At 62.1% G+C, this 21751-nt stretch carries 19 protein-coding genes; 13 read left to right on the forward strand and 6 right to left on the reverse strand.

Annotated elements, in window-relative coordinates; translation table 11 throughout:
* Positions 1-2 precede the first annotated feature (2 nt).
* The gene (locus KIP88_RS06835; RefSeq protein ID WP_214487086.1) at positions 3-623 is read right to left on the reverse strand and encodes a TIGR00730 family Rossman fold protein; all 621 of its coding nucleotides are present in this window, start codon (positions 621-623) and stop codon (positions 3-5) included.
* On the opposite strand from KIP88_RS06835, the gene KIP88_RS06840 reads away from it, so the two are divergent.
* From KIP88_RS06840 to KIP88_RS06900, 13 genes are all read left to right on the forward strand, one after another.
* Complete coding sequence (locus KIP88_RS06840; RefSeq protein ID WP_214487087.1) at positions 622-843, forward strand: hypothetical protein; 222 nt, start codon at positions 622-624, stop codon at positions 841-843. The genes KIP88_RS06835 and KIP88_RS06840 overlap by 2 nt on opposite strands.
* The gene (locus KIP88_RS06845; protein WP_214487088.1) at positions 836-2824 is read left to right on the forward strand and encodes an ABC transporter ATP-binding protein/permease; all 1989 of its coding nucleotides are present in this window, start codon (positions 836-838) and stop codon (positions 2822-2824) included. Before KIP88_RS06840 ends, KIP88_RS06845 begins: the two co-directional genes overlap by 8 nt.
* 55 nt (positions 2825-2879) lie before the next feature.
* Positions 2880-3578: a phosphatidylserine decarboxylase gene (locus KIP88_RS06850; protein ID WP_214487089.1), complete on the forward strand. Its 699-nt coding sequence runs from the start codon at positions 2880-2882 to the stop codon at positions 3576-3578.
* A 75-nt stretch (positions 3579-3653) separates the two neighbouring features.
* On the forward strand, positions 3654-4541 hold the full coding sequence (gene pssA / locus KIP88_RS06855) for a CDP-diacylglycerol--serine O-phosphatidyltransferase (RefSeq protein WP_214487090.1): 888 nt from the start codon (positions 3654-3656) through the stop codon (positions 4539-4541).
* Between the two features lie 132 nt (positions 4542-4673).
* A complete protein-coding gene (locus tag KIP88_RS06860; RefSeq protein WP_214487091.1) occupies positions 4674-5393 on the forward strand; it encodes an RraA family protein in 720 nt (239 codons plus the stop codon).
* 39 nt (positions 5394-5432) lie between these two features.
* Positions 5433-6143: a hypothetical protein gene (locus KIP88_RS06865; RefSeq protein ID WP_214487092.1), complete on the forward strand. Its 711-nt coding sequence runs from the start codon at positions 5433-5435 to the stop codon at positions 6141-6143.
* 48 nt (positions 6144-6191) lie between these two features.
* The gene (locus KIP88_RS06870; RefSeq protein ID WP_214487093.1) at positions 6192-7160 is read left to right on the forward strand and encodes a tripartite tricarboxylate transporter substrate binding protein; all 969 of its coding nucleotides are present in this window, start codon (positions 6192-6194) and stop codon (positions 7158-7160) included.
* A 191-nt stretch (positions 7161-7351) separates the two neighbouring features.
* Entirely contained in the window at positions 7352-8125 is a 774-nt protein-coding gene (locus KIP88_RS06875; protein WP_214487094.1) for a motility protein A, read from the forward strand.
* A 32-nt stretch (positions 8126-8157) separates the two neighbouring features.
* Positions 8158-8985: a flagellar motor protein MotB gene (locus KIP88_RS06880; protein ID WP_214487095.1), complete on the forward strand. Its 828-nt coding sequence runs from the start codon at positions 8158-8160 to the stop codon at positions 8983-8985.
* A gap of 164 nt (positions 8986-9149) precedes the next feature.
* Positions 9150-11048: a potassium transporter Kup gene (locus KIP88_RS06885; RefSeq protein WP_214487096.1), complete on the forward strand. Its 1899-nt coding sequence runs from the start codon at positions 9150-9152 to the stop codon at positions 11046-11048.
* A gap of 154 nt (positions 11049-11202) precedes the next feature.
* Positions 11203-13128 carry a potassium transporter Kup gene (locus KIP88_RS06890; RefSeq protein ID WP_214487097.1) on the forward strand — a complete coding sequence of 642 codons (1926 nt, stop codon included), beginning with the start codon at positions 11203-11205 and terminating at the stop codon, positions 13126-13128.
* Between the two features lie 329 nt (positions 13129-13457).
* The gene (locus KIP88_RS06895) at positions 13458-14567 is read left to right on the forward strand and encodes an MBL fold metallo-hydrolase (protein WP_214487098.1); all 1110 of its coding nucleotides are present in this window, start codon (positions 13458-13460) and stop codon (positions 14565-14567) included.
* Positions 14564-15181 carry an SCO family protein gene (locus tag KIP88_RS06900; RefSeq protein WP_214487099.1) on the forward strand — a complete coding sequence of 206 codons (618 nt, stop codon included), beginning with the start codon at positions 14564-14566 and terminating at the stop codon, positions 15179-15181. The genes KIP88_RS06895 and KIP88_RS06900 overlap by 4 nt, the downstream gene beginning before the upstream one ends.
* A gap of 68 nt (positions 15182-15249) precedes the next feature.
* Here KIP88_RS06900 and KIP88_RS06905 read toward each other — a convergent pair whose 3' ends face one another.
* The 5 genes from KIP88_RS06905 to KIP88_RS06925 form a co-directional block, all read right to left on the reverse strand.
* The gene (locus tag KIP88_RS06905) at positions 15250-17277 is read right to left on the reverse strand and encodes an alpha-amylase family glycosyl hydrolase (protein WP_214487100.1); all 2028 of its coding nucleotides are present in this window, start codon (positions 17275-17277) and stop codon (positions 15250-15252) included.
* 120 nt (positions 17278-17397) lie between these two features.
* Positions 17398-18096: an ABC transporter substrate-binding protein gene (locus KIP88_RS06910; RefSeq protein WP_214487101.1), complete on the reverse strand. Its 699-nt coding sequence runs from the start codon at positions 18094-18096 to the stop codon at positions 17398-17400.
* Between the two features lie 100 nt (positions 18097-18196).
* A complete protein-coding gene (locus tag KIP88_RS06915) occupies positions 18197-18556 on the reverse strand; it encodes a cytochrome c (protein ID WP_214487102.1) in 360 nt (119 codons plus the stop codon).
* A gap of 78 nt (positions 18557-18634) precedes the next feature.
* Positions 18635-20359: a PQQ-binding-like beta-propeller repeat protein gene (locus KIP88_RS06920; RefSeq protein WP_214487103.1), complete on the reverse strand. Its 1725-nt coding sequence runs from the start codon at positions 20357-20359 to the stop codon at positions 18635-18637.
* Between the two features lie 460 nt (positions 20360-20819).
* Positions 20820-21746 carry a glycosyltransferase family 4 protein gene (locus KIP88_RS06925; protein ID WP_214487104.1) on the reverse strand — a complete coding sequence of 309 codons (927 nt, stop codon included), beginning with the start codon at positions 21744-21746 and terminating at the stop codon, positions 20820-20822.
* Positions 21747-21751 lie beyond the last annotated feature (5 nt).

A 21751-nucleotide genomic window follows, 5' to 3' on the forward strand; every position in this document is an offset into this window, starting at 1 on the left:
GCCTACAGCTTCCGTGCCAATTCCGGCGCCATTTCCTTGGTGCCTTCGGGAGCACGGGCGGCGGCGGCGCGCAGGCGCGGCACGATGTCCTCGACCCGTTCAGCCTTGAGGATGTCGATATCCAGCGCCGGGCGGATGAACTCGGTTTCGCGCATATGCGCCAACAGCGCGATCAGCGGCTCCCAGAAGCCGTCGATGTTAGCGAGCAGCACCGGCTTGGAGTGGCGGCCGAGCTGCTGCCAGGTCATCTGCTCGACCAGTTCTTCCAGCGTGCCGACGCCGCCAGGCAGGGCGACGAACGCATCGGAATGTTCGAACATCAGCCGCTTGCGCTCGTGCATGTCGGGCGTGACGATCATTTCCTGAACGCGCGTCAGCATATTTTCGCGGGATCGTAAAAAATCCGGAATGATCCCGGTGACCAGGCCGCCATGATCCAGCGTGGACTTGGCGACCGCGCCCATCAGCCCGACCGATCCGCCGCCGTAGACAAGCCGGATATTGTTCTCGGCAAAAGCCTTTCCCAGAGCGTGGGCAGCTTCGACAAAGCGGGGGCTGGAGCCAGGGCCGGAGCCGCAATAGACACAAACGGTTTTGATTTGTTCGGTTTTGATTTGATCCATGCAGATCATGTGGCACCGCACCCTGGAAAGCTCAAGTCTGGTTGACTTCGCTGATGCCGCAGAAATAGGCCCGAAATCAAACCAAACGGGGGAAAGATTTATCTTTCAAGGCTGTACGGGAGAGTTAAACGCTCTATATGACGGGCATATGCAGATCATCAGAAACCATCTGACGGCGGCCGGTGCGCCATCTTGCGTTGGGCGCGGCAGCGATGGCTGATTCTGATTCGCTTGACCGTACCGCGGAACCTCCGGCCAGCAACTCTCCCGAAAAAGCGACCCTGATCGGGACGCTGGTGCATCTGTGGCCCTATATCTGGCCTGGCGACCGCGCGGACCTGAAGATGCGCGTGGTCTGGTCGATGGTGCTGCTGCTGGTCGCGAAGCTCGCGACGCTGACGGTGCCGTTCACCTTCAAATGGGCGATCGATGCGCTCAACGGCACGGGCACCGCGCCAGTCGAAGCGTCGAACTGGATGCTGTGGCTGATCGCCTCGCCCTTGCTGATGACTGCGAGCTACGGCGCCGTGCGGGTGCTGATGGCGGTATTGACGCAGTTTCGCGACGGCATCTTCGCCCGCGTCGCCATGCACGCCGTGCGCAAGCTCGCCTACATCACCTTCGTCCACATGCATGAATTGTCGCTGCGCTTCCATCTGGAGCGCAAGACCGGCGGCCTGACGCGCGTGCTGGAGCGCGGCCGCACCGGCATCGAGGTGATCGTGCGGATGGTGATCCTGCAGTTGATCCCGACCATCGTCGAGGTGTCGCTGCTGATGGCGGTGCTGCTGTGGCAGTTCGACTGGCGCTACGTGCTGGTCACCGCGATCACGGTCGTGATCTACATGTACTACACCTATATCGCGACCGAATGGCGGATCGAAATCCGCCGCGAGATGAACGATTCCGACACCGAGGCGAACACCAAGGCGATCGACTCGCTGCTCAATTACGAGACGGTGAAGTATTTCAGCGCGGAGCAGCGCGAGGCCGAACGCTACGACCGTTCGATGGAGCGCTACGAGCGCCACAGCGTGAAGACATATACCTCGCTGGCGGTACTCAATACCGGGCAGGCGGTCATCTTCACCATCGGCCTCACCGCGACCATGCTGATGTGTGCGCTCGGTGTCCGCAACGGCACCCATACGGTCGGCGATTTCGTCATGGTCAACGCCATGATGATCCAGCTCTACCAGCCGCTGAATTTCATGGGCATGGTCTATCGCGAGATCAAGCAGGCGATCATCGACATCGAGAAGATGTTCAACGTGCTGCAGCGCAATCCCGAGATCAAGGACATCCCGGGCGCTGCGCCACTGATCGTGAGCTCGGGCAATGTGCGCTTCGACGACGTGCGCTTTGCCTATGATCCGGAGCGGCCGATCCTCAAAGGCCTCAGTTTCGAAGTGCCCGCCGGCAAGACGGTTGCGATCGTCGGTCCCTCGGGTGCGGGCAAGTCGACGATTTCGCGGCTGCTGTTCCGTCTTTACGACGTCTCCAGCGGAAAAATCCTGATCGACGGCCAGGACATCCGGAACGTCACGCAGGCGAGCCTGCGCGCCTCGATCGGCATGGTGCCGCAGGACACCGTGCTGTTCAACGACACCATCCGCTACAACATCCGCTACGGCCGCTGGGATGCCGGCGATGCCGAGGTGGAGCAGGCGGCGCAACTGGCGCAGATCGACAGCTTCATCCGGATGTCGCCGAAGGGATATGAAACCCAGGTCGGCGAACGCGGCCTGAAATTGTCCGGCGGCGAGAAGCAGCGCGTGGCGATTGCGCGCACGGTGCTGAAAGCGCCGCCGATCCTGGTGCTGGATGAGGCGACGTCCGCGCTCGACAGCCACACCGAGCATGAAATCCAGGAAGCGCTGGAGCGCGTCTCGCGTGGCCGCACCTCGCTCGTGATCGCACACCGGCTGTCGACCATCGTCGGCGCCGACGAAATTATCGTGCTGGATCAAGGGCGCATCGCTGAACGCGGCACCCATGTCAGGCTTTTGGCGTCCGGCGGGCTCTATGCCAGTATGTGGAACAGGCAGCGCGAAGCCGAGGAGGCGCGGGAGAAGCTCGCCCAGATCGACGAAGGCAACGAAGCGCCGAACCGCGTCCCGCCACCGGTCGATGATCCGCTCAATGAGCCGCCCCGGGACCCGGCGGGACCCAAAGATCCCTTGGCAACCGCCGCGGAATAATCCAAATACGGCGCTACTTCCGAGCCGGAAGTCGGCCAGATAACAGTGAGCCTCGATGTCGATTGCGAATTCCATCCGCGCGCAGATCCCGCCGATCCATCCCGAGGGTTATCCCTTCATCGGCATCTTTGCGGCGGTTAGCCTCGTCCTGTTCTTTCTCTGGACGCCGCTGGGCTGGATCGGCACGGGCCTGACCGTCTGGTGCGCGCTGTTCTTCCGCGACCCCGTCCGCGTCACGCCGGTCCGCGACGGCATCGTGGTGTCGCCGGCCGATGGCCGCGTCTCCATGATCGCGCAGGTGCTGCCGCCGGCCGAACTCGGTCTTGGCGACCGGCCGCTGCCGCGCGTTTCGATCTTCATGAGCGTGTTCAACTGCCACGTGAACCGCAGCCCGGTCGCGGGCCGCATCGACCGGATCGCCTACCGGCCCGGCACCTTCATCAACGCCGAGCTCGACAAGGCCAGCGAAGACAATGAGCGCAATTCGCTTGTCATCTCGACCACGAACGGGCGGATCGGCGTGGTTCAGATCGCCGGACTGGTGGCGCGGCGGATTGTCTCATTCGTGCGGGAAGGCCAGTCGATCGGTGCCGGCGAGCGGTTCGGACTGATCCGTTTCGGCTCTCGTCTGGACGTTTATTTGCCCGAGGGCAGCAAAGCGCTGGTTTCCGAGGGCCAGACCGCGGTTGCCGGCGAGACGATTTTGGCCGATTTCGGGTCGAGCGAGCAGGGGCGGACGTTTCGGGCCGATTAACCACCCCCCGGCCGCCTAAATAGCTAGGCCGCCGCCAATGGTGACCGGGCCGGCGCTTGCTATATAGTGGCAGGCATGCTGACCCCCGGTCCCAAATACCCTGAACTGCGCCGCCGCCGGTTCCGCCCGATCCCGGTGCGGATGCTGGTGCCCAACGTCATCACCTTGCTCGCGATCTGCGCCGGGCTGACGGCGATCCGCCTGTCGATCGAAGGGCGGATGGAGCTTGCGGTTGCCGCCATTGTATTCGCAGCCGTGCTGGACGGGGTCGACGGCCGTGTCGCGCGCATGATCAAGGGCCAGTCGAAATTCGGTGCCGAACTCGACAGCCTTGCGGATTTCGTCAATTTCGGCGTTGCGCCCGCTCTGATGCTGTACTTCTGGCAGCTCCACGAGCTGAACAATGGCGGCTGGATCGCGGCGATGGTGTTTGCGATCGCCGGTGGCCTGCGGCTGGCGCGCTTCAATGCCAGCATCGACGATCCGAACAAACCTGCCTTTGCGGCGAATTATTTCACCGGCGTGCCGGCGCCCGCCGGCGCCATCCTTGCGATGCTGCCGTTCTATCTGGCGTTTCTGGGCGTCTCGAAGCCGCCGGTCATGCTGACTGCGGCCTACACGCTGCTGATCGGATTCCTGATGGTGTCGCGCCTGCCGGTCTTTTCCGGCAAGACGGTGCGGATGCGGGTGCCGCCGGAAATGGTGCTGCCGGTTTTCGTCTCCGTGGTGTTCTTCGTCGCCCTGCTGATCGGCTATCCCTGGCACATCCTGTCGATCGGCTCGGTGCTCTACCTGCTGAGCCTGCCCTGGGGGTGGAAGTCCTATCGCGACCATGAGCGCAAGGCGGCCGCCACAGTGCAACCGAACGTGACGGGCGAGGCGGCTGCGCCGTCGACTCCGGCGACGACGTTTTCGCCTGCCCCTGATGATGCCGAGGGCGAGCGACCGGCGCGGCTGAACTGAGCGCTCCGCGTCACTTCCGATATAGCTGCCATGAGCGGCCGCCGAGTTGGGTTCGACGCCAATCTCGGCTATACGCATGTCGACGCACGGCTTTCAAAAGCAGCCGGCCAAGAACAATCAGGAGAGAACGCCGTGAACAAAGCCGTTACCGCCCCGCTGCCTGCTTCCGTCCTCGAGGCGCTGGCGCGCTATGACACGCCGACGATCTGCAATGCGATGGAAATCGTCGCGCCCGAACGCCGCCTGATCGGCTACACCACCAAGCCGCTGGTCTGCCCGTTTCCTGATTTGCCGCCCATGGTCGGCTATGCCCGCACCGTGACGATCCGCTCGGTGCTCAAATCTACCCTTCCGGCCAACGAGCAGGCGAAGCGCCGCATCGCCTATTACGAATATGTCGGCACTGGCTTTGGCCCGCGTATCACCGTGATCCAGGATATCGACGGCGCCGATGCCGGCTACGGCGCGTTCTGGGGCGAGGTGCAGAGCAACGTGCACAAGGCGCTCGGCTGCCTCGGTGTCATCACTGACGGCTCGATCCGCGACATCCCGCAATGGGCGCCGGACTTTCAGGCGCTGGCCGGCTCGATCGGGCCGTCGCACGCCTGGGTTCATGCCGAAAACTGGGGCGGCGAAGTGCGCGTCGCCGGCATGACGGTGCATTCCGACGACCTCATCCACGCCGACCAGCACGGCGCCATCGTGATCCCGGTCGACATCGCGGCGAAGATTCCGGAAGCCGCCGAACTCTGTGGCCGGCGCGAAACGCCGATCCTGGAGATCGCCCGCAGCCCCGACTTTACACTCGAAAAACTGAAAGAGGCGCTGAAGCGTTCGTCCGAGATCCATTAAGCGAGCCGGTTCGCGCATACCCGCCAAATGGATACAGTTGTGAAACCCAGCGAAAGCGGCTTCTTCAAATATGTCTGGCGGTTCAACGCGCTGGCAATTGCGGGAGCTGCAGTCGTTTGTATTCTGTTGGGCCTCTACGCGGCAGCGACAATTTTCAAGGAGGAAACGCGATCGCGCCGAGTCACCAACGTGGTCAATGTTGGCGAGAAGGACAACGTATCAGAGGAATTTGCGCTAGGGAGCCCCACCACCATCGCGGGTACACCCTACGTCCGGATTCCTCTTTACCGCGGGCAGTCCTATAGCGCATCGTACTATTCAAAGCGCAGCGAGCAAAACGCCGTCAACTACCTGTTCTTGAACATATCCACGAACGAAAGCAGGTGGCTATTTGAACGCGCGGGCCAGTTAATTGTTGATAGCCGCGTGTTGTTCAGCAAGCTGAAGAGCTCGCCGGATGAGCCACAGACAGGCGTGGGAGTTTTTCATGTCGTTGTTGAGCGAGATTCGAATGGCGACAATCGATTGACTGAAAAGGATGCCGTCTCGCTGGCAACGAGCGCAGTTGACGGCGCCAACTACAGGAAATTGATTGAGGGCATTGAGCAGCTCTACTCCGTTCAGCAAATTGCAGATGATAAGGTTCTAGTGCTGTATCAGAAGAACCAGCAAACCATCTCCGAATTGTACAGCCTTCCTCGCATGGAGCGGCTGATGCAAGCGAACATTCCGAAGGTTGATTTGAAATAGCCCGCGACGGATGCGGGTGCCGAGCCTTCGACATAGAGGGGGAAAGTCATGAAGAGGCTTCTGGCGGCGCTTTCACTATCGATCCTGATTGGTATCGCAGGCGTACAGGCGCAAACCTATCCCTCCCGCCCGATCACGCTGGTCGTGCCGTTCCCGCCGGGCGGATCGACCGATGCTGCCGCCCGGATCATGGCTGAGCGGATGCGTGCTCCGCTTGGGCAATCCGTCGTCATCGAAAATGTCGGCGGCGCCGGCGGCAGCATTGGTGTCGGGCGCGTCGCCCGCGCCGCGCCCGATGGTTACACCTTCGACATCGGCCAGTGGGACACCCACGTCGGCAGCATCATCTACAAGCTCGACTACGACCTCGAGAAAGACTTCGAGCCGATCGCGCTTATTTCAAACAATCCCCAACTCATGGTCGCAAAGATTGACCTGCCGGCGAACACGCCTGCCGAGCTGGTTGCCTGGATGAAGGAAAATCCCGGCAAGATCAATTTCGTCAACCAGAACGCGGCGGCGAATGTCACCGGCGTGCTGTTCGAGAACCTGACCAAGCAGAAGGTGCAGTTCATTCCCTATCGCGGGGCGGGGCCGGCGATGACCGATCTCGTCTCGGGCACGGTGGATCTGCTGGTCGTGCAGGGCGCAGTGGCGCTGCCGCAAATCCGCGCCGGCAAGATCAAGGCGCTCGCCAATCTCTCGGCCACGCGCTCGGCCTCGATGCCGGATATTCCGACCGCGGACGAGACCGGTGTGCCCGGCCTCTATATGTCCGGCTGGTTCGGCTTCTGGGCGCCAAAGGGCACGCCGAGGGATGTCATCGCAAAACTCAATGCCGCGACGGTGGAGGCGCTGGCCGACCCCGCGATCCAGAAGCGGTTTACCGAATTGGGGCTCGATGTTGCGCCTCGCGCCCAGCAAACCCCGGAAGGACTGGCCGCCTTCCAGAAGGCCGAGATCGAAAAATGGTGGCCGATCATCAAGGCCGCCGGGATCGGCGTGCAGGCGCAGTGAGCGCCAACCGCTATGGTTAGCGAATCCTTGAGATCGTGCGCGCGTTGCCCCGCAATTCTACGACCGCGATTTAGGTTTAACCTTTACGCGTCTTTAATGGCGCGGTCGTAGGGTGCCTCTTGCGCGGCTCCGAATGGTGCGGCGCGACCGGTCAGGATGGCCGGTGGTTCGCGTATGCGTCGGAGTTCAGAATGGATATCACCACGCTCGTTGGCCTGATCGCCGGCATCATCGTCCTGTCGACGCTGATCCTGATGGGCGGTGACTTCCGGATGTTCTATGACATCCATGCCGTCATCATCATCTTCGGCGGCTCGACCGCGGCGACCCTGATCCGCTTCCCGCTCAGCGCGATCCTGCACGGCATGCCGCTGGGTGCAAAATTCGCCTTCACGATGAGCCGTCTTTCGGCGCGCGATCTGGTCGACGAACTGGCCCGCATCGCGGAAATCGCCCGCAAGCAGGGTCCGGTCGGCCTGGAAAAGGTCGAGACCGACGAGCCCTTTCTCGCCAAGGGAATCCGCTACGTCGCCGACGGCTACGATCTCGAATTCATCCGCGACAACATGGAGCGCGATCGCGACAATTTTCTGATGCACCTGAACGAGGGTTCGAAGATCTATCGCGCCATCGGCGATTGTGCGCCGGCGTTCGGCATGATCGGCACGCTGCTCGGCATGGTGCAGATGTTCTCGAACATGTCGGACCCGTCGAAGCTCGGCCCGTTCATGGCCGTGGCTCTGCTGGCGACGCTGTACGGCGCGCTGGTGGCCAACCTGATCTGTCTGCCGATCGCCGACAAGCTGCATGGCAAGCTGATCGACGAGGAGACCAACCGCACGCTGATCATCGACGGCATCCTGATGATCCGCGATTCCAAGAGCCCGGCGCTGGTGCGTGAAATGCTGTTGGCCTATCTGCCCGAAAAACATCGCCACGAGGAAGGCGAACTGGCTCCGGCCTGATCGACGGCGGCATCCAGGTGCGGACATAGAACATGGCCAAGAAAAAACGCGAAGAGGCGCATGGCGGTCACGGCTGGTTCGTGACGTTTGCAGACCTGATGGCGCTGTTGCTGTCATTCTTTGTGATGCTGGTGGCGTTCTCCACCCAGGATTCCGCCAAGCTCAAGATCGTCGCCGGTTCGATGCGCGAAGCGTTCGGCGTGCAGACCGAGTCCAGATATTCGGGAATCGTCGAAGCCGACGGCCTGCCGACGCGGCCGAAACTGAAGAATGTCGAGCATATTTCGCCCGAAGATTCCTCCAATACCCCGACGCCCGACGACAAGGACCGTCAGCGCGAATGGGGTGCCAAACTTAAGGTCGATCGCGAGTTCGCGCTCGCCTCGGCCTCATTGCGCCAGGCGCTGCAGGACATGCCGGAACTGACCGAAATGTCCAAGCACATCATGTTCGAGGAAACCAAAGAGGGTCTCAATCTCGAAATCGTCGACCAGGATGGCCGCTCGATGTTCGCTGACGGCTCCAAGGTGCCCTACGACCGCACCCGCCGGCTGATCCAGAAACTGGCCGTGCCGTTGAAGGCGACGCCGCTGCGGGTCAGAATTGTCGGCCACACGTCGGCAGGCTTCGTGCCGGCGCGCGGCGAATATGGCGCATTCGATCTGTCGGCGGACCGCGCCAACGTCGTGCGCCAGATCCTCGAACGCGAGGGGCTGCCGTCATCCCACATCTACGCCGTCGGCGGCAGGGCTGACAGCCAGCCATTGTTTCCCGATGATCCGACGTTGCCGGCAAACCGTCGCGTCACCATCACATTGATGCGCGAAAATCCGCCGCTTCCGCCCAACCTGAAGCCGTAAGACGACGGAACTACCATAATACCACTCCGCAATTTCGATCCGCTTTGCGTAAGCTCCGCATCGCATGTGGTGCTATGCTTGCTTGTCCGAATGATTTGACAGGCAGCGCGGAAGCGTCGATAGCCGCCCGGATCAATTCAACGACGAGAACGTTCCTCTCCATCATGACTGTCAGCGTCACATCTACCGAAGCCCATGAGGGGCAGGCCACCTCTGGCTTTTGGGCCCTGACACTGGGTAGCATCGGCGTCGTGTTCGGCGATATCGGCACCTCGCCGCTGTATGCGTTTCGCGAGGCCGTCACGCACGCGGCGGAGGGCCAGCCGGTATCACGCATCATCGTGCTCGGTGTGCTCTCGCTGATCCTGTGGTCGCTGTTCATCGTCGTGACGGCCAAATATGTGCTGCTGCTGTTGCGCGCCGACAACAACGGCGAGGGCGGCACGCTTTCCCTGATGGCGCTGGGTCAGCGGGCGCTAGGCCGCCGAAGCTGGGTGTTGCTCGCGCTTGGCGTCGTCGGCGCCTCGATGTTCATCGGCGATTCCATGATCACGCCGGCGATTTCGGTGCTGTCGGCGGTCGAAGGCCTCAAGCTCGTCACGCCGGCGTTCGAGCACTACGTGGTGCCGCTGACGATCTTCATTCTGGTCGTTCTGTTCTCGGTGCAAAGCAGCGGCACCGCCCGTGTCGCCTCGCTTTTCGGGCCAGTTATGGTGGTCTGGTTCGCGACGCTGACGACTTTGGGCCTGATCCACATCAGCGACGATCCCACGGTGCTCTACGCGATCAACCCCTGGTACGCGATCCAGTTCATGCTTTCGCACGGCACCATCGGGCTGGTGACGATGGGTTTGGTGTTTCTGGCCGTGACCGGCGGCGAGGCGCTTTATGCCGACCTCGGCCATTTCGGACGCAAGCCGATCCAGATCGGCTGGTTCTATTTCGTGATGCCGGCGCTCTTGATCAATTACTTCGGGCAGGGCGCGCTGGTCTTGGCCGATCCGGCAGCGATCCAAAATCCGTTCTACCGGTTGGTTCCTGAAATGCTGCTGTTGCCGATGGTGGTGCTCGCGACCGCGGCGACGGTCATCGCGAGCCAGGCGGTGATCACGGGCGCCTTTTCGCTGATTCGCCAGGCGGTGCAGCTCGGCCTGCTCCCGCGGTTCGAGGTGCGCTACACCTCGGAGACACATGCCGGCCAGATCTACCTGCCGCGCGTCAACCGGCTGCTGCTGATCGGGGTCGTGCTGCTGGTGCTGTTGTTCCGCACCTCGAGCGGCCTTGCGTCGGCCTATGGCATAGCCGTCTCCACCACCATGGTGGTCGACGGCATCATGGGCTTTGTCGTGATCTGGAAGCTGTGGAACTGGCGCGCGGCCACTGCGGCGGCCGTGATCCTGCCCCTCGTCGTCGTCGACATGAGCTTCTTTGCTGCGAACCTCCTGAAACTGTTGGACGGCGCCTGGGTGCCGCTGCTGTTCGGCGTTGCCGTGGCGGTGATGATCTGGACCTGGCGCCGGGGAGCAGCGATCCTGACCGCGAAGACACGGCGCATCGAGGTTCCGCTCGCGGACCTGATCAAGAGCCTGGAAAAGCGTCCGCCGCATATCGTCAAGGGCACGGCGGTGTTCCTGACCTCCGATCCAAGCTTCGTGCCGACCGCGATGATGCACAATCTCAAGCACAACAAGGTGCTGCACGAGCACAATGTGATCCTCACCATCGAAACCGCCCAGACACCGCGCGTCGATCCGTCCGAGCGCGTCAAGATGGAAACTATCAGCGAGAAGTTTTCCACGGTGCGGCTGCGGTTCGGCTTCATGGAATCGCCGAACGTGCCCAAGGCGCTGGTGATCGCGCGCAAGCTCGGCTGGCAGTTCGACATCATGGCGACGTCGTTTTTCGTGTCGCGGCGGTCGCTCAAGCCGTCGGCGCAGTCGGGCATGCCGCTATGGCAGGATCATCTGTTCATCGCCATGAGCCGGTCGGCGAACGACGCCACCGACTACTTCCAGATCCCGACGGGGCGGGTCGTCGAGGTTGGAACTCAGGTAACTATCTGATAATTAAACAATATTTTGTCTTTCGGTGACTGCGGTCCATGCGCGAAGTGCATACCGGAGGCCTGAATTCAGCCGATCCCCTGCGCTCGCGCTGGGAGTATAGGCCTGCAATCCTGCATTTGTGCAGTGCGGTAGTCAGCCGAGGCAATCCCCAATGTCATCTGGAAGTGCGGTCACCGCGGCGGAAACGCCCGCGGCCAACGGACATGGCGAAGCGCATTCCACCGCCGGCTTTAAAGCCCTGATGCTGGGCAGCATCGGTGTCGTCTACGGCGACATCGGCACCAGCCCGCTCTACGCGCTACGCGAAGCCATCGTCGCGGCCAGCGGGCACACAGGTACCGCCAGTCCGCAGGCGGTGCTGGGCGTGCTGTCGCTGATCCTGTGGGCGCTGATCGTGGTGGTGACGCTGAAATATGTGCTGATCCTGCTGCGCGCCGATAACAACGGCGAGGGCGGAACACTGGCGCTGATGGCGCTGGCGCAACGCGCGGTCGGCCAGCGCTCCGCCGTGATCGTGCTGCTCGGCATTATCAGCGGCGCGCTGTTTTACGGCGATGCGGTGCTTACTCCGGCTTTGTCGGTGCTGTCGGCGATCGAAGGCCTCAAGCTCGTCACCGTGACGTTCGAACATTATGTCGTTCCGCTGACGGTGATCATTCTGCTGGCGCTGTTCGCGGTTCAGTCGCGCGGCACCGCAAGCGTGGCCGCGTTCTTCGGCCCGATCATGTGCGTCTGGTTCGCCGTCATTGCGATCGCGGCCGTGCCGCAGATCGTGCGCCATCCCGAAGTGCTGTCGGCGTTCAACCCGCTCTACGCGGTTTCATTCATGCTCCATCACGGCATCATCGGTTTCATCACGCTTGGCGCGGTGTTTCTCGCCGTCACTGGCGCGGAAGCGCTCTATGCCGACCTCGGGCATTTCGGCAAGCGGCCGATCCAGATGGCCTGGCTCTTCATCGTGCTGCCGTCGCTGGCCGTGAACTATCTGGGGCAGGGCGCGCTGCTGATCGCCGATCCCAAGGCGATCGAGAACCCGTTCTTTCTGATGTTTCCGGATTGGGCCTTGATACCGATGGTTGGTCTCGCCGCCGCGGCGACGGTCATTGCCAGTCAGGCCGTGATCACCGGCGCCTATTCGTTGACGCGCCAGGCCATACAGCTCGGGCTATTGCCGCGATTTGAAATCCGCCATACCTCGGAATCGCATTCCGGCCAGATCTATATCCCGCGCATCAACATGCTGCTGCTGATCAGCGTGATGCTGCTGGTTCTGATGTTCCGTTCATCGAGCGCCTTGGCGTCGGCCTACGGCATCGCGGTAACCGGAACCATGGTGGTGACGGCGATGATGGGTTTTGTCGTCATCTGGAAAGTCTGGAATTGGTCGGCTGTCGCGGCCGCGGCGCTGATCGCACCATTCCTGTTTCTCGATCTCGCTTTTCTCTCCGCGAACCTCTTGAAGGTGTTCGAGGGCGGCTGGGTGCCACTGGCGCTCGGCGGCATCGTGATGCTGTTGATGTACACTTGGCGTCGCGGCAGCAAGCTTCTGTTCGAGAAGTCGCGCAAGCTGGAATTCCCGCTTGCCGATCTGGTGGCGATGCTGGAGAAGCGTCCGCCGCAGCGGGTGCCGGGTACCGCCGTGTTCCTGACCTCGGATCCCGAATGCGCGCCGACGGCGCTGATGCACAGCCTGAAGCATTACAAGGTGCTGCACGAGAAGAACGTCATTCTCACTATCGAAATCGCGCCGACGCCGCGGATCGACGACGCCGAGCGGGTGCGTATGGAGCAGCTCAGCGAGACCTTCTCCCGGGTGACGTTGCGGTTCGGCTTCATGGAATCGCCCAACGTACCGAAGACACTGGCGATCGCCCGCAAGCTCGGCTGGCAGTTCGACATCATGTCGACGTCGTTCTTCCTGTCCCGCCGCGCGCTCAAGCCCGCCGCACATTCGGGCATGCCGCGCTGGCAGGACCTGCTGTTCATCCGCCTCAGCCGCTCCGCCAACGACGCCACCGATTATTTCCAGATCCCGACCGGGCGGGTGGTGGAAGTGGGAACGCAGGTCACGATCTAGGGGCGTGACCCATAAATTCCGATCGTCGGCCGACGTCCGCCTTGAAGCGCATTACAGACTCAAGCCGGATATAGCGCCATGAAAAGTGCCATAAACGGAAGCGAACCTGCTCTTTTGGCTGCGCCGAAAGTCGTGTATTCTTCAACGAGTTGCCAATGGGACCTGCCGGAGCTCTGTAGTTAAGCGCAGCGCAAGCGCCTTCGGCGGCCGAGCATTACGCATTCATTGATATTGGATTTGAGCGCGCGACTTCGCGCCCGCCATACTTCGCCAGTTTTTGGAGTCATCCAGCCAAGGCTAACGCTTGGCTCCATTGCAGGGAGGGATCGATGGTCGAGCAATTCAAACGCCGCGATTTTCTGAGGGGTTGTGCGGCCATTGGAGGAGCCGTCGCCGCCGGCAGCTTCACCTGCATCGAGATCGCCAAAGCAGCTGCGATCGACATTCCCGTGGTGGACAAGCTCTCGATCCGGGTGCTGATCGATGGAAGCCAGAATATCTTCGAGCGCCCGGGTAAGGTGGGGAACGTCTCGATCGAGCCGGCGCCACGGCAGCAGGACTATCGTCGCCCACTACACAATCAATGGGGTTTGTCTCTGTACCTGCAGTCGCAGCGCGGCGATGAGCAGCGCACTATCATGCTCGACTTCGGCTATACGCCGGAAGCTCTGCTCAACAATATCGAACTGACCGGCGCTGATCCCAGCAAGATCAATGCATTGGTCGTGAGCCATGGCCACTTCGATCACTACGGCGGCCTCGTCGGCTTCCTGCAGAAATACCGCAGCGCGTTGCCCGCCGATGTGAAACTCTATGCCGGCGGGGAGGACAACTTCTGCCAGCGCTATAGCGGCGCACCCGGTGCACTTGCCGAATTTGGCGCGCTCGATCGCCGCGAGCTGGTTGCGAACAAGGTCTCAGTCGTTCTGGCGGAAAACCCGACGGTTGTCGCCGACCACGCTTTCACGACGGGTAAGATCAAGAGGTCGGGGATCGAAAGAGTGTTGCCGAACACGCACGTCGGATTTGCTGTGAAGGACGGTCTCGGCTGCAACGCGAGCCACTACCTGCCGGCGGAGATGCTGGGCAAGATCGTTCCGGACGAGCACATCCACGAGCACGCGACCTGTTTCAATGTAAAAGACCGCGGGCTCGTGGTGATCAGCTCCTGCGGTCACGTCGGCATCGTCAATTCGGTCCGGCAGGCACAGGAAGTCTCCGGCGTGCAGAAGATCCATGCTATCGTCGGTGGCTTCCATCTCGGGCCGGCACCCGAGGACTATCTCAATCAAGTCGTCGCCGAGATCAAGAAGCTCGAACCGGACGTGATTATCCCGATGCATTGTAGCGGCGACAACTTCGCTCGCGCGGTGCGCGCGCAGCTGCCGGACAAGCTTCTGGTTTCGACAACCGGCGTCCGTATGACGATGGGCGCATGAGGACTAGTCGGGCGCTTGTCTGCTCCGTCCTGGCCGCAGGGCTGCTCAGTGCCGTGCCCGTGGCGCACGCGCAGAGCGAACGCAGCGCCGGCGAGCTGATGGACGCAGTGATGTGGGGCAAGGAGCCGATCGGCGGCTCCTTCATTCTCGTCGATCACACCGGAAAGCCTCGTACGGACGCCGATTTCCGTGGCAAGCTGATGCTGGTCTATTTCGGGTTCAGCTTCTGTCCGGACGTCTGCCCGACCGATCTGATGGCGATCGGGCAGGCCGTCGACAAACTTGGCCCCGGCGGCGACGCGGTGCAGCCGTTGTTCGTCACTGTCGATCCCGACCGCGATACGCCTGCGCATCTCGCCGACTACGTGCCGTTCTTTCACTCGCGCCTGCTCGGCCTAACAGGCGATGCTGCGCAGATCCGCCACGCTGCGCGCTTGTATCGGGTCTTTTACGCCAAGGTCGCAATCGAAGGTGCCGCAGAATACACTGTCGATCATTCAGGTTTCATCTATCTGATGGATCGCGACGGCAAGTATCTCGGGTTCTTCCCGCCGGGCACCCCCTCGGATCGGATGGTCTCGGTCATCAAGGCTCATCTCTCAGCCAAACGCTGAGAAACGCGGTCTGCTCATGATAGAATGATCCGTTCACTTGCTGTCCACAGAACAGCTAGCGGATACACTCAGGTCAAGGCATAGACCTTGGCCTCCCACGGAAAGATCGGCTCCCGGCCGACCCATTCGGACGGCACGTCGCGTTCCTGCGTGATCTCGCGCCAGTGCATGCCGTTTGGGGTAGGTGGCCAGTTCGGCACGCGGTATTCGGAAGCGGGCGCGAACGGCAGCGCGGTTTCAAAATCCGAAAAATTGGCGACGACGACCACGGGGTGGTCGATGCCCGGCCGGCCCCGCCGCCAGGCGAGCACGCGTTTACCTTCGTCGAAATCGACGTGGATGAACTCCGTGTCGTTGACCGAAAGTGCATCAGACCTCGTGCGAAAACGGACGAGGCGGGCGCAATACTCGAATACGCGCCGGCGCCAAGGGTCCTGCAGGCGATCGAAGTTCACCGGATCGACCTGCTTTTGCGGATGGACGACCGCGAGGTCATGCTGGTCTGCGAACTCTTCACCTGCGAAAATCATGGGGATGCCGACGGCAGTCATCAGGCAGACGAAGGCGAGCTTGATCCGCCGCTCCGTGTTCCAAACACCATTGTTGTTGAGAAAATTGTACAGCCGCTCGTTCCTGAAGCCCTCGACATCGTGCGAGGTCACGTAGTTGATCGCTTGAGACCCATCGGCGAAGCCAAGCAGACGGCAGTCGATCAGTTTGCGCACCGTCCACTCGAAGCTCGGCTCCTTCTGGTCATTTTGTCCCATGATGGCGTAGCGAACCATCCGCTTGAACTCTTCGTTCCACAGGCCGTCGAGGCGGTTCTGATGCAGAAGCTCAATCGGTACCGCCAGATCCTCGCCGACGACGAGGAAGCGTTCGTCGGCAACCTGTTCCAGCAAGCCCTGCGCCAGCCACCGCGAGCGCCATATGGCACGGGCAAGATCCTTGTACTCTTGCACGAAGTCCCAGTTCATGATGTTGGGCACGCTGTCTATCCTGATGCCATCGATCCGAAAGTCGAGCATCCAGCGCGCAAGGCAGGTCAGCATGAGGCGACGCGCCGGCACGAGGCGCCCGGTTTCCCCGGCGATCGGGTCGTAGGCGTCGGTCAAGAAGTTGTACTTGAAGAGGTCTCCGCCAAAATCGTCCCGGGCGTCTTCCTCCGGATCGCCGGTCCCACGGTGAACGTGGAAGTCCAGAAAATTGATGTACCGATAAGCATACCGTGTTGCGAAGGCCATCACGACGTCGGCAAAGAACCGGAGGCGATGCCGATGGCACGCGATCACAAGCGCCGCAAGATCGGCGGATGCCGTCGGCGAGGCATGGCCCCTCGGAAACCCCAGATCAAAATCGGCAGCGAAATAGTTGCTGGTCGCGTAGCCCCACTCGCGGTTGACGAAGCTGTCAGCCGGCGGCAAGAGCTCAAGCGCGTTGACGCCGAGGTCTTCGAGATGTGCCTCGCCGGGCGCGAGCGCAGCGACGCCCGCGAAATTGGTCGGTGCCGCGGTCCGCTCTATCAGCGCAAGGACGTCACGGAAAGTCCCGCCGGCGATGCTGACGGTGCCCTCTGTTTCAATCCGGCTCCACCGCGTCGGCAGCTCGTAGATGACGAGATGGTTGTTGCCGGGAAGCCCTTCGAGCCGAGGGTCGTTTTGCCAGTCCGGTTCGTCGCCAGCCGGATCGCAGGGCACCAGCTCGTTTTCCCGCCACTTCACGACGGCCGCCGGACCGCGGTCGTCGTCGGTGAAGGGCAGCGGCAGCGCCGGTGCGCGCAGCCGCCAGTCCACCGTCCAGGCGGTCGGGTCCGTGCACAGGATGCGCGCCGGCACCGGGGTCTTCGGGTTCACGTTGGTAACTTCGAACCAATAGTGATAGACGCGGTTGTTCGCCATCCCGCAGGCTGCACCCGCGACTTCCCATAGATCGGCCGAGACCGGTGAAGCAGCCAAATCAAACCTGTTCAGCGGCTGAAAGCTCGGAGGATTTCCTTCCAGGAACGTGCCGATGACAAGGGTGGGTGGCGGGTTCAGGCGTCCCGGGCGCCAGAGCACGAAATGAGTTCGCTTCCTCTGGAGAAGATCAAAGGGCATCGGCCTCTCCCTCAGATGTCCGCGGCATCGCACTACCCACGTTACGCGCGTGCCAATACGCCGTGGACGCTGGCTGCCGAAATCATCGCGCGGAGGCACGCTACCCTGATGAATATAGCGTCACTGCGGAGGTCGCAGCTCTATGCCGTAGCGGGCGTAGATCCGCGCGATGGTGCCATCGGCCAGCAGGGCCTCGATCGCCGCATCGACACGCTGTTGCAGCTTGTCGTCGGGTCGAAGCAGCCCGGCCGCAATATTCCAGTTCAAATCCTGATCGTTGTCGAACGCCGGAATCAGGCGCAACGGCTTGTCGGCATGCTGCAGGTTGAACCAGCCGACCGTCATCGGTGTGACGGCGGCGGCCTCGATCTCGCGATTGGCCAGCGCTGCAACAATGTCGTCCTCGTATACGAACGGCGAGGTGGCGGCGCCGCCCTTGCCGAGCGTCATGGAGACCACCGAGCCGACCGGTACCCCGACCCGCTGATCGGAACCGAGACTTGCCAGCGACGACGCCGGCGAATCGCTCCGCACCGCGAGCACGACGCCGCTGCGATGATAGGGACGCGAAACGCGCACACCGCCCGCAGGCGGAGTATCCTTGCGGGCGATGACGTCGAGCACGAGGTCGCAATCGGCGCGACGGTACTGGATCGCACTGACCACCCATTCCCGCGTCAGCTTGACCCCGATCTGCTCGGCAATCTTCTCGCCGAGCTCGATCTGAAATCCCGGGACCGGTCCGGTCTTGCTTGCAAACGGGAGTGCGTTGGGGCTGGCGCAGAGCGTCAAGGCGCCGCGCTCGATGACGGTTTCCAACGAGCGGGCATCCGATGACGTGCTCCAGAGCATCAGCAGCGAGAGGCTCGCCGCGTATCGGGCGAGGCGACCTCGCGGTTTCCAAGACGCGGAAAACGCTCTAATCATCGAGCCCTCGAATGTAAGCCAGGATCGCGATGATCTGGCCGTCAGTGAATACCGAACCGTAAGCGGGCATGGCGCCTACCTTGCCCTTCTTGATGCGCTCGATGAGGTATTCGTCGCTACGCTCGGACTTCGACAGCTTCGGACCTTTGCCCGCATGGCGGCCGCCATCCTGGTGACAAAAGCCGCAGGTGGTTGCGAACATTTGCCCGCCTTCGATGTCGTTCGGCGAGGCTTCGGCCTGCGGCAGCGGATTTGCTGCTCCCGCCGAGGTGGACTGTTGGGCAAACGAGGCGGCCGACAGCCAAGGCCAGATGATGGCCAGGGAAGCAACAATTACAAACGGTATTCGCATTCCGGCATCCGCATTCACCGCGACGTGTTGACCGCAAGAGCGGCAGGGAGAGATCGATCCCTGCCGCCCGCGTCATCGTCATTGCCTGAGCGTGAAGACAACCAGCGCACCGGTATTCTTCGTCATGCTCTTGAAGGGCTCGCCAAAGAGCGCGACAAATTCGTCGCTCACCAGGCTGCCCCAGCCCGCCGGTACGGCGATGTACTGCTTGCCGCCGGCCATGTAGCTGATGATGCCGGCGTTATGTCCCATGCCGTTGTTGCGCGACCAGAGCTCTTCGCCGGTGTCCGCATTGTAAGCGTGCACAACGCCTTCGGAATCGGGCACGAACACCAGATTGCCCGCGGTGGCCAGAACGCTGGCGAGCGGCGGGTACTTGTATTGCACCTCCCACTTCTTGGCGCCGGTGACCGGGTCGCGGGCGCTAAGATGACCACGGGCCGGTCCGTCCGGAGGCGCCACAGGCTTGAACGTGGCGCCGATGTTGAGCTGGGCCATCGGCTCCAGGATCGGCGTGGTCTTCTCGACGGTCAGCTCCATGCACCACTCCTGCCCGATCCGGTAGAAGAGCCCGTTCTTGGGGTTGTAGGCGCCAGAGTTCCAGCTGATGCCGCCCATGATCGCCGGGCACAACGGCGGCTCCACCTTGCCCTCCGGGAGGTCTCGGCGACCGATCAGTTCGCCGGTCTTCGGATCGATGCTCTTGACGAAGTTGATGTTCTTTACCAGCGGCCAGACGTTCTCGATCTTGGCGTTGGAACGATCATAGACAAAGATGTGTCCACCCTTGTTGGCGTGCACGACGAGCTTCTTGCCGCCACGGTCGATCATGACGAACTCGCCCACGGAAGAGTCGAAGTCCCAGGCATCGTGCGGCAGCTCCTGATGGTAGAATTTGAGCTTGCCGGTATCGGGATCGAGCGCGATGACCGACGTCGTGTAGAGATTGTCGCCCGGCCGCGGTCCGCTCTTCTTCCAGTCCGCGCCCGCCCAGTCGTAGAGCGGCGCCGGGTTTCCGGTGCCCCACCACACCGAATTGGTTTCCGGGTCATAGGTTCCCGGCATCCAGCCGCCGCCGCCGCCGGTCCGCCAGGAGTCACCGCCCCAGGTCGCCTTGGCCTCTTCGGTACCGGCGACCGTGAAGAACTCCCATTTCTTCTGTCCGGTCTTGCCGTCCACGCCGAAGATCGGTCCGCGATGGGGCCATTCACCGCCCTGGGCGCCGATGATGACCATGTCCTTCACCACCAGCGGCGCGCCGGTGAAGCCAACTGTCATCTTCTTGGAATCCAGCAGCTTCGTATCCCACTGCTGCTTCCCGGTCTTCACGTCGAGCGCGATCAGGCGCCCATCGACCGTGCCGACGTAGAGATTGCCGTGTCCGATTGCGATGCCGCGGTTGTACGGCGAGTGCGTTTGCTTGGCGACCAGTTCCTCGTCGAGTTCCGGCGCGTAGGACCAGATTGTCTTGCCGGTCGCGCCGTCCAGTGCCCAGACACGGCTGTAGGAGCCCGAATAGTACAGCACGCCGCCGATGGCGAGTGGCGTCGACTGAATGCCGCGGGTGGCGCGCTCTGGAAAATGCATCCAGGCAATTTCAAGATTCTTGACGTTGCCGGCATTGATCTGGTCGAGGCCGCTGTAATGGTAGGACTTGTAGGTGCCGTGATAGGTCGGCCAGTCGTTCTGGGCCGCCTCGGCATTCAGGGCCGCCGCGTCCTGCGCGCGCGTCGGCGAGACGGTGACTAGGGCAGCCACCGCCAGCGCGGCGCAGCCGACGAGATATCGTTCCTGGAAAGTCATCTGTATCCTCCCCTTCGTTTGTTGGTTGGGCCGAATTTTTGTCGCGACCCTTGCAGGATACTTTGGCGTCAGAACCTCATAGGGTCGGGAGTTCGAGATCGATGGCATGAAGCGGCGGCACTGCCGTCGCGAGGAGACGGCAGTCCTTCGTATCGCCTGAATGGGAAGTCGTTTTCGAGAAAGGCGCCATTCAGGGCAGGGCGGCATATGCCGTCATGGCGAGGACTCGCCCGCCTCATCCTGCGCCCGGTGATGTCAGTGCAATGCACCATGACACGTTCCTCGATGCGCGCCCATTAGTTGACCGGATTGTTGTTTTTTTGTGGAGCGCCAGTCGGCAGAGGCAACCTTTAGCTGAAGACCCGGTCACTCCGGCCACGGCGCGCGGGAGCGCCGGTGAGAGCGCTTGCGCAAGCCCGTAATTCCGATCGTCGTAGGCCAATGAAAGCCGAGCAGGTCCTCAGCCAAGGAGCGATCGGTACAAGTCCAGATATCGATCGGCCATCCGGTCTACCGTAAAACGCTCGGACACCACAGCTCGGCATGCGGCGCGATCAATTTCGTCGATACGGCTGATCGCATTTGCGGCTTCATCGACGTTGTTGACCAGGAAGCCAGTCACGCCATCGTCGATCAACTCGGGCATCGATCCGCGGTTGCAGGCGATCACCGGCGTGCCGCAGGCGAGCGCCTCCACGACCGATAATCCGAACGGCTCGTCGAAATTGATAAGATGGAGCAGCGCGCGCGCGGAGCCCAGGGCGTTCGTGCGGGCCGCTCCGCCCACCGGGCCGTGATAGACCACGGAACGCTCGTTTAGCGCGGGCACGACCTGTTCGTTATGATACTCCTGATCCTGGACGATACCGGCCATGACCAGCCGCCGACCCGCTCGCCCTGCCGCCGCAATCGCCTCGGCCGCCCCCTTGTCCGGGTGGATGCGGCCGAAGAACAGCAGGTCTTCGCTGCCGTGCGGGTCGAAGGGAAAGTCCTCCAGCCGGATACCGTGGTGGATTGTTGCTGCATAGCGCAGCGCCGGATGGCGATCGGCATCGCTGATCGCGACATAATGGACGCGATCCTCGTATGCCTTGAAGGCGGGGATGATGCGTTCCGAGGAGAAGCCGTGGATCGTCGTCACCACCGGTGTCTCCACCAGCCGCGAGAATGCGAGCGGCACGAAATCGGCATGGTTGTGAATGAGGTCGAACTCACCGGCGCGCTCGAATACATGGGCGACGTGGAGCATCTCCCATACCTTGGCGTCGATAGTGGGGTCCTCGGAATAGGGCGCCGGGCAGACACCGGCCAGTTTGCCCGCCGTCCGGCTATCCTTCGTGGCGAACAAGGTGACGTCGATGCCGCGCGCCACCAGCGCCTCGGTCAACAGGC

Source organism: Bradyrhizobium sp. SRL28, from assembly GCF_018596315.1.
Classification (GTDB): domain Bacteria; phylum Pseudomonadota; class Alphaproteobacteria; order Rhizobiales; family Xanthobacteraceae; genus Bradyrhizobium.